15 protein-coding genes and 2 tRNA genes are annotated in these 14,989 nt (G+C 61.4%); 7 read left to right on the top strand and 10 right to left on the bottom strand.

What is annotated here, in order from left to right; translation table 11 throughout:
- Positions 1 to 9: 9 nt before the first annotated feature.
- From QCE79_RS03660 to QCE79_RS03635, 6 genes are read right to left on the bottom strand one after another with little or no spacing between them, the layout of a single operon-like run.
- On the bottom strand, positions 10 to 798 hold the full coding sequence (locus QCE79_RS03660) for an enoyl-CoA hydratase-related protein (protein ID WP_309841941.1): 789 nt from the start codon (positions 796 to 798) through the stop codon (positions 10 to 12).
- A gap of 10 nt (positions 799 to 808) precedes the next feature.
- Positions 809 to 1,642 (bottom strand): shikimate dehydrogenase, encoded by an 834-nt coding sequence (gene aroE, locus QCE79_RS03655; RefSeq protein WP_309841939.1) that lies wholly within the window; start codon positions 1,640 to 1,642, stop codon positions 809 to 811.
- Complete coding sequence (locus QCE79_RS03650) at positions 1,639 to 2,862, bottom strand: CaiB/BaiF CoA-transferase family protein (protein ID WP_250508710.1); 1,224 nt, start codon at positions 2,860 to 2,862, stop codon at positions 1,639 to 1,641. Before QCE79_RS03650 ends, aroE begins: the two co-directional genes overlap by 4 nt.
- Entirely contained in the window at positions 2,862 to 3,320 is a 459-nt protein-coding gene (locus tag QCE79_RS03645; protein ID WP_250463818.1) for a MaoC family dehydratase, read from the bottom strand. Before QCE79_RS03645 ends, QCE79_RS03650 begins: the two co-directional genes overlap by 1 nt.
- Position 3,321: 1 nt before the next feature.
- The gene (locus QCE79_RS03640) at positions 3,322 to 3,714 is read right to left on the bottom strand and encodes a VOC family protein (protein ID WP_309841936.1); all 393 of its coding nucleotides are present in this window, start codon (positions 3,712 to 3,714) and stop codon (positions 3,322 to 3,324) included.
- Between the two features lie 12 nt (positions 3,715 to 3,726).
- The gene (locus QCE79_RS03635) at positions 3,727 to 4,662 is read right to left on the bottom strand and encodes a ketopantoate reductase family protein (RefSeq protein WP_309841934.1); all 936 of its coding nucleotides are present in this window, start codon (positions 4,660 to 4,662) and stop codon (positions 3,727 to 3,729) included.
- Between the two features lie 123 nt (positions 4,663 to 4,785).
- Here QCE79_RS03635 and QCE79_RS03630 point away from each other — a divergent pair, with 123 nt between their 5' ends.
- The 3 genes from QCE79_RS03630 (at position 4,786) to QCE79_RS03620 (ending at position 7,207) form a co-directional block, all read left to right on the top strand.
- Positions 4,786 to 5,691, top strand: coding sequence for a LysR family transcriptional regulator (locus tag QCE79_RS03630; protein WP_250463810.1), 906 nt, complete (start codon positions 4,786 to 4,788; stop codon positions 5,689 to 5,691).
- 549 nt (positions 5,692 to 6,240) lie between these two features.
- Positions 6,241 to 6,390 carry a hypothetical protein gene (locus QCE79_RS03625; protein ID WP_244827361.1) on the top strand — a complete coding sequence of 50 codons (150 nt, stop codon included), beginning with the start codon at positions 6,241 to 6,243 and terminating at the stop codon, positions 6,388 to 6,390.
- A gap of 199 nt (positions 6,391 to 6,589) precedes the next feature.
- Positions 6,590 to 7,207: a chorismate mutase gene (locus QCE79_RS03620; protein WP_309841932.1), complete on the top strand. Its 618-nt coding sequence runs from the start codon at positions 6,590 to 6,592 to the stop codon at positions 7,205 to 7,207.
- Here the strand turns inward: QCE79_RS03620 and QCE79_RS03615 are convergent.
- A complete protein-coding gene (locus tag QCE79_RS03615) occupies positions 7,204 to 8,361 on the bottom strand; it encodes an exonuclease domain-containing protein (RefSeq protein WP_309841931.1) in 1,158 nt (385 codons plus the stop codon). The two genes, QCE79_RS03620 and QCE79_RS03615, sit on opposite strands and share 4 nt — an antisense overlap.
- 689 nt (positions 8,362 to 9,050) lie before the next feature.
- On the opposite strand from QCE79_RS03615, the gene QCE79_RS03610 reads away from it, so the two are divergent.
- Complete coding sequence (locus QCE79_RS03610; protein WP_309845158.1) at positions 9,051 to 9,245, top strand: hypothetical protein; 195 nt, start codon at positions 9,051 to 9,053, stop codon at positions 9,243 to 9,245.
- 532 nt (positions 9,246 to 9,777) lie between these two features.
- On the top strand, positions 9,778 to 10,911 hold the full coding sequence (locus QCE79_RS03605) for a porin (RefSeq protein WP_244827357.1): 1,134 nt from the start codon (positions 9,778 to 9,780) through the stop codon (positions 10,909 to 10,911).
- A 93-nt stretch (positions 10,912 to 11,004) separates the two neighbouring features.
- Here QCE79_RS03605 and greB read toward each other — a convergent pair whose 3' ends face one another.
- On the bottom strand, positions 11,005 to 11,556 hold the full coding sequence (greB, locus tag QCE79_RS03600; protein WP_244827356.1) for a transcription elongation factor GreB: 552 nt from the start codon (positions 11,554 to 11,556) through the stop codon (positions 11,005 to 11,007).
- Positions 11,557 to 11,708: 152 nt separating this feature from the next.
- Between greB and QCE79_RS03595 the strand changes: the two genes are divergently transcribed.
- Together QCE79_RS03595 and QCE79_RS03590 are read left to right on the top strand one after the other, a co-directional pair.
- Positions 11,709 to 11,785, top strand: a tRNA-Arg gene (locus QCE79_RS03595).
- 105 nt (positions 11,786 to 11,890) lie between these two features.
- Positions 11,891 to 11,967 (top strand) — tRNA-Arg (locus tag QCE79_RS03590).
- 58 nt (positions 11,968 to 12,025) lie between these two features.
- On the opposite strand, the gene QCE79_RS03585 is transcribed toward QCE79_RS03590, so the two are convergent.
- On the bottom strand, positions 12,026 to 12,517 hold the full coding sequence (locus QCE79_RS03585) for a phage protein NinX family protein (RefSeq protein WP_309841928.1): 492 nt from the start codon (positions 12,515 to 12,517) through the stop codon (positions 12,026 to 12,028).
- Positions 12,518 to 12,572: 55 nt separating this feature from the next.
- A complete protein-coding gene (locus QCE79_RS03580) occupies positions 12,573 to 14,966 on the bottom strand; it encodes a bifunctional (p)ppGpp synthetase/guanosine-3',5'-bis(diphosphate) 3'-pyrophosphohydrolase (protein WP_250463796.1) in 2,394 nt (797 codons plus the stop codon).
- Positions 14,967 to 14,989 lie beyond the last annotated feature (23 nt).

Here is a 14,989-nt window from a genome sequence, read left to right as displayed (position 1 = left end):
CGCGGCGCTTCACTGTCCGGTCCAGTTCGGCTTGCGCTTCTCGGCAAACGCCTTCGGTCCTTCGCGGGCGTCGTCGCTATCGAGCATGCGCCGCGCGAGCGGATAGTCTTCGTGCAGGGTCGCGGCGAGATTCGCTTGCGCAAGGCTTTGCAGCATCACTTGCTTGGATGCCTGAACGGCCAGCGGCGCGCACGCGAGAATGTCTTCTGCCAGGGCGCGCGCGCGCTTCATCAGTTCAGCCGCCGGCACGACTTCATTGAGCAGACCGATGCGGCGCGCCTCATCCGCCGAGATGCGATTGCCGGTCAACACGAGGCCCATTGCGTCCTTCATGCCGATCTGCCTTGGCAAGCGCTGCAAGAGACCGCCGCCCAGCGCGGCCAGTCCGACGCGCGGCTCGGGCAAACCGAATTGCGCGTGATCGGCGGCGACACCCAGGTCGCATGCCGCGAGAATCTCCATGCCGCCGCCGAGACACAGGCCGTTCACCGCCGCGATCAATGGCTTGTAAAGATCGAAGCGATGCGTGATGCCCGCGAAACCCGTCGCGGGCTTCGTATGGTCGCCACTCGCCGCCAGCGCCTTGAGGTCGGTGCCGACGCAGAATGCGCGCTCGCCCGCACCGGTCACGATGGCGACGCGCAATGAAGCATCGGCGGCGTATCGATCGAACGCTTCGGCCAGTTCCCGATGCGCCTGCGGATGCAGCGCGTTGAGCACCTCGGGACGATCGATCGTCAAGATGAGGAGCGGGCCTTCGACTTCGTAGCGGCAAAATCGAACCGTTTCGGGTGTCATGGATGCCTCGTCAGTCGAGCGGAACGGTGAGCCGATCGATTACCGCGCGCGTCCGCGGACGCACGCCGCGCCACCATTCGAAGGCTTCCGCTGCCTGTTCCACCAGCATGCCGACGCCATCGGCTATTTCCCTTACGCCGGCATTGCGCGCGAGCCGAAGGAACGGGGTCAACCGTTTGCCGTAGACGAGTTCGTAGGCAGCGCCGTCGGGATCGAACACGCTTGGCGGCACGGGCGGCAAGTCACCCGTGAGACTCGCGGAGGTCGCGTTGACCACGAGATCGAAGCCGCCCATGGCTTCGAGCGCGTCGTATCCGCAGGCCGTCAACGACGCTTGCGCGCCGACTTCGCGCACCAGCGCTTCGGCTTTCGGCACGGTTCGGTTCGCAATGACGAGTTCGGCGGGCCGCGCATCGAGAAACGGCAGCAGCGCCCCGCGCACCGCGCCGCCCGCGCCGAGCAGAAGCACGCGTTTGCCGGCCATTGGCAAACCGAGATTCATCTCGATGTCGCGCACCAGGCCGACGCCATCGAAGTTCTCGACGACGACCTTGCCGTCTTCGAAGCTCATCGCGTTGGCAGCGCCCGCAAGGGTTGCGCGCTCGCTGCGTTCATCGGCCATGGCAAACGCCTTGAGCTTGAACGGCGCGGTCACGTTCATGCCCTTGCCACCGTCCGCGATGAACGCGCGCACCGTATCGGCAAAGGCGTCGTGCGGTTCGAGCGGTCCTTCGATTGCCGTATAGCGCATGTCCTGCCGCGTTTCTTCCGCGAACAGGCCGTGGATCAAAGGAGATTTCGTGTGGCCGATCGGGTTGCCGATCACCGCGTACCGATCGCTCATCGCGGCCTCGCTTTCGAATACAGCACGCCGTCGGTCTGCATGGCGTCGATCTCCGCCGCGTCGAACCCCAGCGACTGCGCGACTTCCGCGTTGTGCTGACCGAGGTCCGGCCCGACTTCGCGAATGGTCGTATCGCAATCGGAGAACCGGAACGGCAGGTTCGGCAGACGCAGCGTGCCGAAGCGCGGATGCTCCTGCTCGATCACCATGCCACGCGCGATGATCTGCGGGTCCGCGAGCACTTCGTCGATCCGCTGCACCTTCGCGCACGGCACGTCGATGCTGTCGAGCAACGCAAGCACGTCGGCAACGGGCCGCGATGCGACCCAGGGCTTGACCACCGCGAGAATGTCGAGCCGATTCGCATTGCGCCCGTTGAGCGTGTGAAAGCGCGCGTCGGCGCCGAAGCCCGCCGGTGCGCCGTGCGCTTCGAGCAGCGCGGCGAAGCGCTTCCATGCATCGTCCACTTGCGCCGCGATCACGAGGTCGCCGTCGGCGGCGCGAAACACGCCATAGAGCGTCGATGTCGGCATGTCATGACCGGTTTGCTCGGGCACGACGCCTTGCATCGTGTAGCACTGGACCGCGTATTCGTGCATCGACACGAGCGTGTCGTAGAGCGCCATGTCGATATGCTGCCCGCGCCCGCTCTTCACGCGGCCGAGCAGCGCCGCATTGATCGCCGCGACCGCGTGAATGCCGGTGTACATGTCGCCGAGCGAGATACGCATCAGGGGCGGCGGCTCGCCGGGATTGCCGATCATCTGCATGATGCCGCTCTTCGCTTCCGCGATCAGCCCGAAGCCCGCGCGATGCGCGTCCGGTCCCGTGTGGCCGTACGCCGAGATCGAGCAATAGACGAGACCCGGATTGCGCGCGGACAGCTCTTCGTAACCGAGGCCGAGCTTCTTGAGCGCGCCCGGCCGGTAGTTCTCGACGAACACATCCGCCGAGTCGCACAGGCGCTGCATGAATTCCTTGCCGCGCGCATCGCGCATGTTGACGCTGACGCCGCGCTTGCCCATGTTGAGTTGCAGGAAGTAGGCGCTTTGTTCGTCGTCGAGCACGGTTGCATGCTGCCGGCCCGCATCGCCGCTGACCGGACGTTCGACCTTGATGACTTCCGCGCCGAGCGCCGCGAGACAGCGTCCGACATAGGGACCGGCCAGAAAGTGGCTGTAATCGACGACGCGCATGCCTTCCAGAGGACGTGCCTGCATTACTTTGCTCCCGGTCGGCGCGGCACCATCAGACGATGCTCGCCATGCTGGACGACCTGCCCGTGCTGATTGATCAACTCCGACGGCAAGATGACGATGCCCCAGTCCGGACGGCTCTTGCTGGCACGCATCGAGCCGATGCGAAACCTCACGTGCAGCACGTCGTCGACCTTGATCGGCAGGTTGAAGTCCCACGTCCAGCCAAGCGACATGCCCGGCAGGAAGCGGTAGTCGCTCTGCGTCTTGAGGCCGTCCGCGATGGACAAGCCGAAGAGTCCATGCGCGACGATCGAACCGAAGTGGCTCGCGTTGGCGTAGTCCTCATCGACGTGGACCGGCGTGTGGTCACCCGTGAGGTCGGCGTAAGCGAGGATGCGCGCTTTCGTGACCGTGTAGGTCGGGCTCGTGCACTCGTCGCCTTCGTGGGCGTCGTCCCAGTATTTATCGACAATCGTCATCTCATGCCTCCGAACGCGGATCGATGGAAAGCGCCCGTGCCACGCACGACGCGGGCTTGGCCTGAATCAGCTCGACGGCAAGGCCGTCCGGCAGGCGAATCCAGTTGCGTCCCTGCGGCATTTCATTGACTTCGTGGCGCTGCGCGGCTCGAAGCGCCGCTTCCAGGTCCTCGCACATCACGCCCAAATGGCCGAGCCGGCCTTCGGGCGCGTCATGGTCCGGCTTGTGGATGAACTGCAGTCCGCCGAGCGTCCAGTACTGGCGCGGTTCGTCGATCGTGCCGTCGACTTCGCGCATAGTCATGCCGAGCACGTCCTCGAAAAAACGGATGTGCCAGTGGATGTCCTTCACCCAGATGGCGACGTGTTCCAGATACGCCTTGCTGCCGTTCATGCGGTTGTCTCCTTATTCTTTTCGGTCGGTCATGGCCCGCTCGATGCCCTTGATGCAGGCGACGAGCGTCGCGTTGACGGGAGTCGGCACGCCGTGCCGCTCGCCCCAGCGCACGACCGCGCCGTTGATGAAATCGATCTCGGTAGCGGAGCCTTTTTCCAGGCTTTGCAGCATCGACGTCTTGAAGGCGGGCGAGAGCCCTTCGCCCGCGAGAATCCACGGCCGTTCGGGATCGGTGACGGAGAGCGCGACGCCCGCCGCTTTCGCCACGGCCATCGCTTCGGCAACCGCCGCGAGAGACGTGGCCTTGAGATGCGCGTCTTCATAGAACTGGCCGTAAGTCAGGCCCGTGATGCCCGTGAGCGCGCCGGTGGCGACGTTGACGAGGAGCTTGTCCCACATCGTCCCGAGGATGTTGTCGCTGACCGTCGTGGCGAGCCCGGACGCGTTGAAGGTGTCGGCGATGGCCGCGACGCGCGCGGTAACGCGGCCGTCGAGTTCGCCCACGATGGTCGCCTTGCCGGCCACGCCCGACTCGATATGCCCCGCGCCACGCATGACGCCGCCAACGTATGTCTTGCCGGCCAGCACGCGTTCGCGTCCGACGATTCCCGCCAGCACGTCTTCATGCCCGAGACCGTTCTGCAGCGAAAGCACCACCGTTTCGGGACCGATCAGTTCGAGCGCGCCGCGCATGGCGGCATCGGTATGAAAAGATCTGACCAGCACGATGATGAGATCGGCCGCGCCGGCATCGGCGGCTTGCGTCGTGGCGCGCACTGTGACGCGACGCGAGCCGGTGGCGTCGTCGACGAGCAGGCCGTCGCGGCGCATGGCGTCCACGTGCGCGGCGGAGCGGTTCAGCAACCACACTTCGTTGCCGCCTTCGGTCAGCGCCGCACCGATGGCGCAGCCGAGCGCACCGGCACCCAGAATCGCGATTTTCACAGCCGTCCCCCTGATCTGCGACCAAGATACGGCTCACGGGTCATATCGGCAATGCAATGAATTCAATGACCACATTGCGTTTGGCAATATCACTCGCGCGGCTTGTTCCGTGACAATAGGCCGATGGAACCGATCGAACTTCCCGACCTCAAGCTGCTGCAACTCTTCGATTTGCTCTACGACGTGCGCAGCGTGACGCGCGTCGCAGAGCAGCTCGGACAAAGCCAGCCGACCATCAGCATCTGGCTCGGACGCTTGCGAACGCATCTGCAAGACCCGCTTTTCATTCGTACGCCGAGCGGCATGGCGCCCACGCCGCAGGCCGACGCGCTGATCGGTCCATGCCGGGAGATTCTCGAATCGCTGCGACGCTTCGCTGCATGGGAAATTGCGTTCGATCCATCGACCGCCAAGCGGCGGTTTCGAATCTGCATGACCGACGCCAGTCACATCACGCTGCTCCCGCGGATGCTGGCGCATGTGCGCGCGCAGGCGCCCGGCGTGCGTCTCGATGCGGCGCGAATCGACGGCAACACGGAACGCGCCCTGGAATCCGGCGAGGCGGATCTGGCGATCGGACATGTGCCCTGGCTTGGCGGAGGAATCTACCAGCAGCAGTTATATATGCAGGATTGGGTATGCCTGACCAACCGCAGCCACCCGAGGCTGCGCGCGAAGCTCAGCCGAAAGCAGTATTGCGCCGAGGGACATGTGGCGATCGCAGCCGGCACGGGCGCGCAGTTGCTTGAGCAGGCGCTGCTACGCGAGCATATCGAGCGCGATGTCGTGCTCGAACTGCCGGGCTTTCTCGGCCTCGGATCGATCATCAAGACCACCGACCTCATCGCCACGCTGCCGCGCAATATCGGCGAGACGCTGGCGCGAGTCAACGACGTCGCCGTTCACCCGTGCCCTTTTCCCGTCGATCGATTTGCCGTGCGTCAGCACTGGCATGCGCGATATCACCACGAAGCAGGAAACCGCTGGCTGCGATCCGTCGTGGCGCAGCTATTCGGCAGCGCAAGCTGATTCGCGTGACGCCATGAAGACGCTTTCAGTGTGCGATTACAACAGTGCGGTTTCGATCCGACACGCTTGCGTAATAACAGCGAAATCACCACACCGATTTCACATTCGGGCGTGACACTTCGATGATTGATTCTTTATGTGCGCTTTCGTACAACAACGAGCTATTTTCCGCTGCGCACAATCGAGCGTCAACGCTGGTTTCCCGGTATCGTTATATCCATAGAGGAATCGCTAAACTATTAGTGCGCGATGACCTCACGGTCGCCGAGCCAAGCTGGGCGCGGCTTCCGGAGCTACCGATTATCTGGCTTTTAAGTAATTTTTGCGTTGGAAGATTTTTAAATTCGGTAATTCGTGACCGCATGCTTATTTAAAACCGTTCGTACTGGATAAATCGCTCAAGTCGGACTGCCGGCGTACCGATAACGCATTCACACAGAACGCAGTAATGAATTCGCAAGGCCGCATGCGGCGCTGTAAAAGCCATGAAACGGGCTTGCGTCGCGGAATGGCTAGTAAGTAATCGTTGTCGACACAGAGGAGAGCATCATGGACGCCAGACCGACGAAAATCCCGACCCCCGACAAAGTGAACAGTCCGGACCCGGACCCGGTTGCCGTCGAATTTCTCGCCACCGAGTTGCCCGAGCATGTTCGCGCGTTCTTCGACGAACAGCGCAACTCGACCGGCTCGAAATAGGCGGGCGGGCTGGATCGTCACGCCGTCGTCGTGAAAACGACGCCCGGCGCGCACGGACCTCACGGTCTCTTCATGGCAGAAGCCAGGCGAAGTCGCGCCTTATCCTTTTGACGGCAGCCGGGAGTCGTGCGGCAAGACTCGCCTATCCGGGATGAACTCTCACAGCGGTGCGTTATGCTGGCACTTTTGCATCGAGCCCATGCGCAGCCGATCTTTGACTTCTCTCCTCGCTTCATCTCGCGTGCTCGCGGTGACTGGCGTCGCCGCTCTGCTCTTGACGTTGTCGGCGCCCGTTAGCGCCGATGGCGACGACACCGCCTTCACCAATCTCATTGCTCTCGTCTCGCAACGGCTTGCGCTTGCCGAACCCGTCGCGCGCTGGAAGTGGGCGCGTCACGAACCGATCACCGATGAACCGCGCGAAGCCGCGCTCCTGAAGCAAGTCGAAGACAAAGCCAGCGCCGCGCAGGTCGATCCCGCGTTCGCGCGCCAGTTCTTTCGCGATCAGATCGATGCCAGCAAGGACGTGCAGAACGCGCTCTTCGCCAACTGGCGCGCGGCGAAGGCTGCGCCAGAAGGCACGCCACCCGATCTCGCGCATGACACGCGCCCGAAGCTCGATCGCCTGACGCAGTCGCTCATGACCGCGCTCGCGCGCGTCGAACCGCTACGTCAAGCCGACGATTGTCCGCTGCGTCTTGCACAAAGCGTGGCGCGCTGGAAGCATCTGACGCGCTATGACTCGTCGATGAACGATCCGCTCTCACACGCGTTGTCGCATGTGTGCGCGGCGGGCGGCGTGGGCGCGGTTGGCTAGCTGGTGACCCGATTCCCGACAGCTGCTGGCGCGCATTCGAGTGCGACGAACCCCAGTCCGCGCGCGAGGCGCTCGCCGAGGATGCGATAGGTAGCGAGTTCGAAGACGGGTGCCGAAGCAATCACCGACAAGGCGCGCGCGTCGACGATACTCCGAGCCGAACCGAGATATTGCCATCGGTCGATGACATGCCAGACGCGTTCGGCCATCGCCGGATCGCGTTCTTCGATTGCGATTGGACCCGCATAGGGCCACGGCGCGCCACGCATGTCGCCGGTACGCGCCTTTGGCACGCGGTTATGCGCCGGCCGCAGTGCCGCCACCAGTTGCGCTTCGGCAAGCAACGCACCGATTTCTCCACCGGTCGCGCGCCACTCGACGCGCCGCACGAGCGCGGACAACCGCAAATCCTTCGCGGAACGGCGTGGCCCAACCAGATGCGAGCGCACACGTTGACGCAAGCGCACGCTTCGGCCGACATATAGCGGGGCATCGTCGTCGCCGCGAAAGACGTAGACGCCACAGCCAACTGGCATGCGCTCGATCGTGTCTTCATCGATATGAGCCGCGATCTGAAAGCGCCGCGTCACGCGTTCGACGTGCGCGCTCAGTAAATCGGCCGCGTGCGAGCGATGCAGATGCTGCCAGAACTGCCAAAGCAGATCCGCATCGGCGAGTGCACGGTGACGCGCGGACGGCACGAGCGCGTGACGCTCGACGAGCGCATCGAGTCCGTGGCGGCTTTCGGCGGGATACACGGCGCGCGAAAGTTGCACGGTGCACAGCACATCCGGCGTAAAGCGCAGGTCGAGCCGCCGGAATTCGCCCTTCAGGAAACTGTGATCGAAGTGGGCGTTGTGCGCGATGAAAAGCCGCCCGTTCATGCGTTCGAACAGGTCTTGCGCGAGCGCTTCGAAGGTGGGCGCGTCGCGCACCATGGCATCGGTGATGCCCGTCAATTGCTGGATGAAGCCAGGAATCGGCTTCTGCGGGTTGACGAGCGTGGTCCACTGCGACACGCCGCTTGGCCCGACCTCGACGATGCCGATCTCCGTGATGCGATCGATGCCGAACGTGCCGCCCGTCGTCTCGAGATCGACGAAGACGATGGGATCGGTGGGAAGCTTGAATTCGGCGGGTGGATCGAAATGCATTATCGGACGGCGGGAGATTGCGGGATTCGCGGGAGTAAGCGATGGGACGAGATTGCCCATTCTAACGCAGCGGGGTGACCGGGGCTTTGGTCGCCGAGCTGCCGCGGTAATCGGTAAGTAATTCTGGTTAAGGGAATATCTTGTCGGTTTACGTGATTACCCGGATTTACGATCTACGACGCTTGAGTCGTCGCAATTAGAATTTTTTGCGGCGACAACGTTGAACACGAGTTTTGACACAATGGCGGATAACCCTGATTATTTATAGATTTTGGTCATGGTCGCTTGGACACCGTCCATACGCGCCAGAGGCCGCTCCAGCGGGCCGTCGACCGGCGATGGACGCGCCGCGAGCTACCGCGATGGAGCGCATCCTGCGAATCTCCGGTCTCACAAGTCCGAGGTCGATAATCGTTATCGAGCCCGGAAGATAATACGGCGATCGCTGTTGCACATTAACTAATCTGTAATTCAGACCATCCCGATTATTGCTTTCCGTCATCGTTATCTCAAGCGACAGGCAGACGCATTTATTAAGTGGAAAAATTACCGCGCCCGTAACCGATTTATTAAAATCGTAAGTGTTTACTCGTCTTGCCCAATTCTATGAAATTAAGGATTATCGAAACTAACTTGTAAAGGAGGACGCGGTGATAATCCAATTCAAGCGTATCGCGCTTTGGCTAAAACTGGCATTCGCTCCGACCATTGCGCCGGAAACGTCATCGGCCGGCTTGCTCCAAATCGATCCTTCCTGGCACGGCGATCATTGGCAAAACCTGCTCGCATCGCCCATGGACGCCCGCCGCTACGTGATGGAGGATTGGGCAGTGCCGCTCGGCGCGGACGTCGTCGAGCGGGAAGAGGAGAAAGCCACGGCCTAGATTGCGGCCCGTGAGTTCGCGAAGTTTCAAGCAAAAAAAAGCGCGACCCGAAGATCGCGCTGACAAAGTTTGGAGATCTTTTCCGTCAACGAAAAAGTCTGCTTCGGAAAGCAGAGCCCTCAGTATAGCCACGGCTGCAGCAATAATTACCCTCGAAACAAGCAATCTTCTGTTTCACTTGGCTCAACAATCCGTATTTTCAGAGAACGCCTGTTGCTTTGCGCCAACTTATATGTAGCGCTTGCGCAACGCGAGTTGGTTGACACTTCCGCCCTTACGACTTTATTCGCGCTTAAAGCGTTGTATTAAAAGAAGAATAAGCGGTTCATTGATCATTGCTGTTAGAAGAATGATTTATTGCGGAAATTGGAACGCCCCGCTTGTAACGCCGTCTTTACACTTCGTCTGGTCCGGAAACACATGTGTCTCTTCGTGACGCATGACTCCTCCGACAGCGCCTCTCGCAGCGCGCCGGAACGAGGTTTCCTCAAAGCCTGGGTCTAGGGCCCAATCTGCTCTCGGAGTTACAAAGATGAAAAAGACTCTCATCGTCGCAGCCCTCTCGGGTGTCTTCGCCACTGCAGCTCACGCCCAAAGCAGCGTCACGCTGTACGGCTTGATCGATGCAGGCATCACCTACACGAACAATCAGAACGGCCACAGCAACTTCAAGGAAACCAGCGGTTCGGTGAACGGCAGCCGTTGGGGCTTGCGCGGCGCTGAGGACCTCGGCGGTGGCCTGAAAGCAATCTTCACGTTGGAAAACGGCTTCAACATCGCTAACGGCACGCTGGGCCAGGGTGGCCGCGAATTCGGCCGTCAAGCGTACGTTGGTCTGTCGAGCGAACAGTTCGGCACGGTCACGCTCGGTCGTCAATATGACTCCGTGGTCGACTTCCTCGGGCCTCTGGCTCTGACGGGCACGCAATACGGCGGCACGCAGTTCGCCCACCCGTTCGACAACGACAACCTCGACAACACGTTCCGCGTGAACAACTCGGTCAAGTACACGAGCGCGAACTACGCCGGCTTCAAGCTTGGCGCGCAGTATGGCTTCTCGAACGAAGCAGGCGGTTTCTCGGACAACCGTCAATACAGCGTCGGCGCATCGTACAACTACGGCCCGTTAAACATTGCTGGCGCGTACATGCAACTGAACAACGCCGGTTCGCTGAACACCGGTGGCGCAATCAGCGGCGACAACCCGTTCGTAGCTGGCCGTCAACGCATCTTCGGCGGCGGCGTGAACTACGCTTTCGGCCCGGCAACGGTTGGCTTCGTGTTCACGCAGACGATGCTGGACAACGCAACGGCCATCAGCAACACGGGTTCGCAAGGCGCTGGCCTGGTTGGTTTGACGGACGGCCACGTTCGCTTCACGAACTACGAAGTCAACGGCCGTTACAACCTGACGCCGGCTTTGTCGCTCGCAGCGAACTACACGTACACCGACAGCCGCATCGATGGCGTGAAGCCGAAGTTCCACCAAGTCGACCTGCAAACGGCGTACGCGCTGTCCAAGCGTACGGACGTTTATCTGCAAGGCGAATACCAACACGTTTCGGATCTGGATGGCACGGGTCTGGGCGCGACGATCAACGGCGTAGGCGTTTCGTCGACGCCGAACCAAGTCTCGGCAACGGTTGGTCTGCGTCACCGCTTCTAAGCTGGACTGGTTTCATCAGTATGAAAAAGGCCGCTCTTCGGAGCGGCCTTTTTTTCGTCCAACGTTTCGGGCACCAGAGCGCCTTCAGGACTTTTAGCGCGGATAGCGCACGTCGAGGATGTCGATCTGCTGCACGCCTGCGGGCGTATGCAACGGCACCGTATCGCCGATCTTCGCCTTGAGCAGCGCGCGCGCCACCGGCGAGATCCAACTCACGTGACCGACGTCCAGGTCAACCTCGTCCACGCCGACGATCGTCACCGTATGCACCTCGCCGTCGTCGCCGGAATAGTCGACGGTCGCACCGAAGAACACCTGGTCGACGTTCTCCTGCCTGCTGCTGTCCACCACTTCCGCGAGATCGAGACGCTTGCCGAGAAAGCGGATACGCCGGTCGATTTCTCGCAGCCGACGCTTGCCGTAGATGTAATCGCCATTCTCCGAGCGGTCGCCATTTGACGCCGCCCACGACACGAGCCTGACCACTTCGGGGCGCTCGGTATCGAGCAATTGCAACAACTCGTCGCGCAGGCGCTTGTGGCCCGCTGGCGTGATGTAGTTCTTGGTCCCCGCCGGAATGTCCGGCTGACCGAGTTCGAGATCGTCGTCACTTTCGTCCGACTCTTTGACAAATGCCTTGTTCATCGCACAGACCAAGTTCGAATTTCCGGGGCTTCTCCGCCCCCAAACCAACAACTTACCACGCGCGTTGAGCGTGGAGGACGCATCTAAAGCGATAATTTGGTCAACGCCCCTTCCTTTTTCAAACAGGCTTGGCTATAATTCCGCTTCTGCGTGCGGCTGTAGCTCAGTTGGATAGAGTACTTGGCTACGAACCAAGGGGTCGTGGGTTCGAATCCTGCCAGCCGCACCACTTAATTCAGGTTTCCCGCCTTCGGACGGAAAACAGCATCAAGCGCTTAACCAAAAGCGCATGTAATAAACAAGCAGTACCGTTTGAAGCAGTACCGTTTTGCGTGCGGCTGTAGCTCAGTTGGATAGAGTACTTGGCTACGAACCAAGGGGTCGTGGGTTCGAATCCTGCCAGCCGCACCACCTTTCGAAGGGCCTTCCACACGGAAGGCCCTTTTTGTTTGCCTCGTCGCTAGTTACTCTACTGCCGCGGCAACGAGCCGATATCGCCTATACGCTCGTCCGGTATCGGCAAATCTTCAACCGATGCCACCGCGCTCGGCTCGCCAATCGCCTCGGCTCGCTCGCCCATCAGCATTTGCGAGCGATGCGGGAATTCGTCGTCCACGGTATCGCCGAAAGAGTGACGCACGAACGCACGCAGAAGCGCCACGCGCAGCGACGGTCCGCGCCCTTCCATCGTGTCCGCGTCCTTGCCGAAGCTCACGCTGCAGACCACCTCGCCGCGTCCGTGATCGCTCATTTCGAGCCGGCACGCGCGCTCGAGAACGACCGAAGCGGCTTCCCACGAAGTCGATGGCAGAAAGCGACCGTCCCAAGGCCGGCCGCGATCGTTGCCGCGAATGGAGAGCGTCTGTCCGCTGTCGGTGAAGTGGATTTCGCGAATGAAGTCGTGCAGCCCGCGCGCTACCCAGTAGTCGAGTGCGTGGCCGTCGAGATCGGATGTTTGCATGTGGCGCTTCTCCTGTAGTCGTACAGGCATGCACGCGATGTGCCCGCGCCGTGGATCAATAGTCGGCGCGTTCGCGGTCGATGCGCATGCCGCCTTCCTGATTGCGATGATGCGGCTCGTCGCTAGGCCGCTCGCGCGCGATACGCATGACGTCCGGATTGGTCCGCACACGCCGCATTACGTTGGCGAGATGCACGCGGTCGCTGACCTGGATGACGAAGCGCAGCATCTTGGCTTCCTGCGAGACGTCTTCATCCATGGCGATATGGACGATGTTGGCATCCGCCGACGTAATGTCCGCCGCGACACGCGCAAAAACGCCCTTCGTGTTTCTGACGAGCACCTTCACCGCGACATCGAACAAACGTCCCGGCTGCGGCGCCCACGCGACGTCGATCCAGCGGCCCGGATCGCGCCGATGAATCCGCTGCGCCACGCGACATTCGGTCGTATGAATGGCCATGCCGAGCCCGATGCCGATATAGCCCATGATGTCGTCGCCGGGAATCGGGCGGCAGCACGCGGAAAGCTGCACCGACATGCCTTCCGTGCCCGTGATGACAACTGGCGGCGCCGTATTCGTATTGACGTGATCGCGCGGCGAGTGATCGTCGTCGTCGCGGCCGTTCATCAGCACTTCGATGCGCTTGGCCATGACCGCCGCCACGCGCCTTCCAAGACCGATATCCGCGAAAATTTCCTGACGCGTCTTGTTGCCCGTCCATTGCACGAGCTTTTCCCAGACTTCCGGCGTGACATCCGAAAGCGCCAGACCGTAGCCCTTGAGGCTTTGATCGACGAGACGTTCGCCCAGCTGCACGGACTCGTTCAGGCGCATTGTCTTCAGATAGTGACGAATGGCCGAGCGAGCCTTACCCGTGCGCACGAAGCCGAGCCACGCGGGATTCGGCTTGGAGTACGGCGCGGTAATGACTTCGACGATATCGCCGCTCTTCAACTCCGTGCGCAGCGGCAGCAATTCGTTGTTGATCTTCACCGCGACGCACTGATTGCCGAGGTCGCTATGGATCGAATACGCGAAGTCGAGTGCGGTCGCGCCGCGCGGCAGCGGCATGATCTTCGACTTCGGCGTGAAAACGTAGACGGCGTCCGGGAACAGGTCGATCTTGACGTGTTCGAGGAACTCGCTCGAATCGCCTGCTTCGCTCTGAATGTCGAGCAGCGACTTGAGCCATTGATGCGCGCGCTTTTGCACGTCGTTGAGGTCGGCACCGCCGTTCTTGTAGAGCCAGTGCGCCGCAACGCCCGCCTCGGCGATCTCGTGCATCTTGCGCGTGCGAATCTGGAACTCGATGGGCGCGCCGAACGGACCGACCAGCGTGGTATGCAACGACTGATAGCCATTGACCTTCGGAATGGCGATGTAGTCCTTGAACTTGCCCGGCACCGGCTTATAGAGCGCATGCAGCGCCCCGATGCACGTATAGCATTCGAGCGCGCTTTCCACGACCACGCGAAAACCGTAAACATCGAGCACTTGCGAGAACGACAACTGCTTGTCGCGCATCTTCTTGTAGATGCTGAAGATCGTCTTTTCGCGGCCGGTGACTTCGGCGCTGATCTTGGCGTCCGCGATGGTGCGCTGAACGGCTTCGAGAATCTTGCCGACCACTTCGCGCCGGTTGCCGCGCGCCGCCTTCACCGCTTTTTCGAGCGTGGCGTAACGGGTTGGATTGAAGTTCGCAAAGCTCAAATCCTGCAGCTCGCGATACGTATTGTTCAGACCCAGCCGATGCGCAATGGGCGCGTAGATGTCGAGCGTCTCACGCGCGACGCGACGGCGCTTTTCCGACGGCACCGCGCCGAGCGTGCGCATGTTGTGCAGCCGGTCCGACAACTTGACGAGGATGACGCGGACATCGCGCGCCATGGCCAGCAGCATCTTGCGGAAGTTTTCCGCCTGCGCTTCCTCGCGATTGCGAAATTCCATCTTGTCGAGCTTCGACAAGCCGTCGACCAGTTCGGCGACCTTCGCGCCGAAGCGCTCCGCGATCTCCGTCTTGGTGACGCCCTGATCCTCGATCACGTCATGCAGCAGCGCCGCCATGATCGATTGCGCATCAAGCTTCCAGCCCGCGCAGATTTCCGCAACGGCAACCGGGTGCGTGATGTAGGGCTCGCCGCTTTGACGATACTGCCCGAGATGCGCTTCGTCGCTGAAATGGAAAGCCGACTTGACTTCCTTGATCTCTTCCGGCGAAAGATAGCCTGCAAGCGTGTTCGTCAGTTTCGCGATGGAAACGACGTCGTGCTTGCGCGGCTGTTCCGGCGTGGCGGTGGGCCCGAACAGATGGCGAAACGACTGTTCGAGGACCGCATCGATATATCTGCGCGCCGCTTGGGGCTTGTCCGCGTCGAGCACCGAATCCTGATCGATTTCGATGTCGGGTTCCACGGAGGCGGAGACGGGCAACGGTGCTTGACTCATGTTCGCCTCCGTGGGTAAGTGAC

Origin of the sequence: Caballeronia sp. LZ003 (genome assembly GCF_031451465.1) — a bacterium.
Taxonomy (GTDB): Bacteria; Pseudomonadota; Gammaproteobacteria; order Burkholderiales; family Burkholderiaceae; genus Caballeronia.
Note: the sequence above shows the minus strand (reverse complement) of the source record. Positions and strands in the feature narration are given on the sequence as shown.

Coding starts and splice junctions, on each gene's coding strand:
- QCE79_RS03660 (WP_309841941.1), bottom strand. CDS start 798: ATGACACCCGAAACGGTTCGATTTTGCCGCTACGAAGTCGAAGGCCCG.
- aroE (WP_309841939.1), bottom strand. CDS start 1,642: ATGAGCGATCGGTACGCGGTGATCGGCAACCCGATCGGCCACACGAAA.
- QCE79_RS03650 (WP_250508710.1), bottom strand. CDS start 2,862: ATGCAGGCACGTCCTCTGGAAGGCATGCGCGTCGTCGATTACAGCCAC.
- QCE79_RS03645 (WP_250463818.1), bottom strand. CDS start 3,320: ATGACGATTGTCGATAAATACTGGGACGACGCCCACGAAGGCGACGAG.
- QCE79_RS03640 (WP_309841936.1), bottom strand. CDS start 3,714: ATGAACGGCAGCAAGGCGTATCTGGAACACGTCGCCATCTGGGTGAAG.
- QCE79_RS03630 (WP_250463810.1), top strand. CDS start 4,786: ATGGAACCGATCGAACTTCCCGACCTCAAGCTGCTGCAACTCTTCGAT.
- QCE79_RS03625 (WP_244827361.1), top strand. CDS start 6,241: ATGGACGCCAGACCGACGAAAATCCCGACCCCCGACAAAGTGAACAGT.
- QCE79_RS03620 (WP_309841932.1), top strand. CDS start 6,590: ATGCGCAGCCGATCTTTGACTTCTCTCCTCGCTTCATCTCGCGTGCTC.
- QCE79_RS03615 (WP_309841931.1), bottom strand. CDS start 8,361: ATGCATTTCGATCCACCCGCCGAATTCAAGCTTCCCACCGATCCCATC.
- QCE79_RS03605 (WP_244827357.1), top strand. CDS start 9,778: ATGAAAAAGACTCTCATCGTCGCAGCCCTCTCGGGTGTCTTCGCCACT.
- greB (WP_244827356.1), bottom strand. CDS start 11,556: ATGAACAAGGCATTTGTCAAAGAGTCGGACGAAAGTGACGACGATCTC.
- QCE79_RS03585 (WP_309841928.1), bottom strand. CDS start 12,517: ATGCAAACATCCGATCTCGACGGCCACGCACTCGACTACTGGGTAGCG.
- QCE79_RS03580 (WP_250463796.1), bottom strand. CDS start 14,966: ATGAGTCAAGCACCGTTGCCCGTCTCCGCCTCCGTGGAACCCGACATC.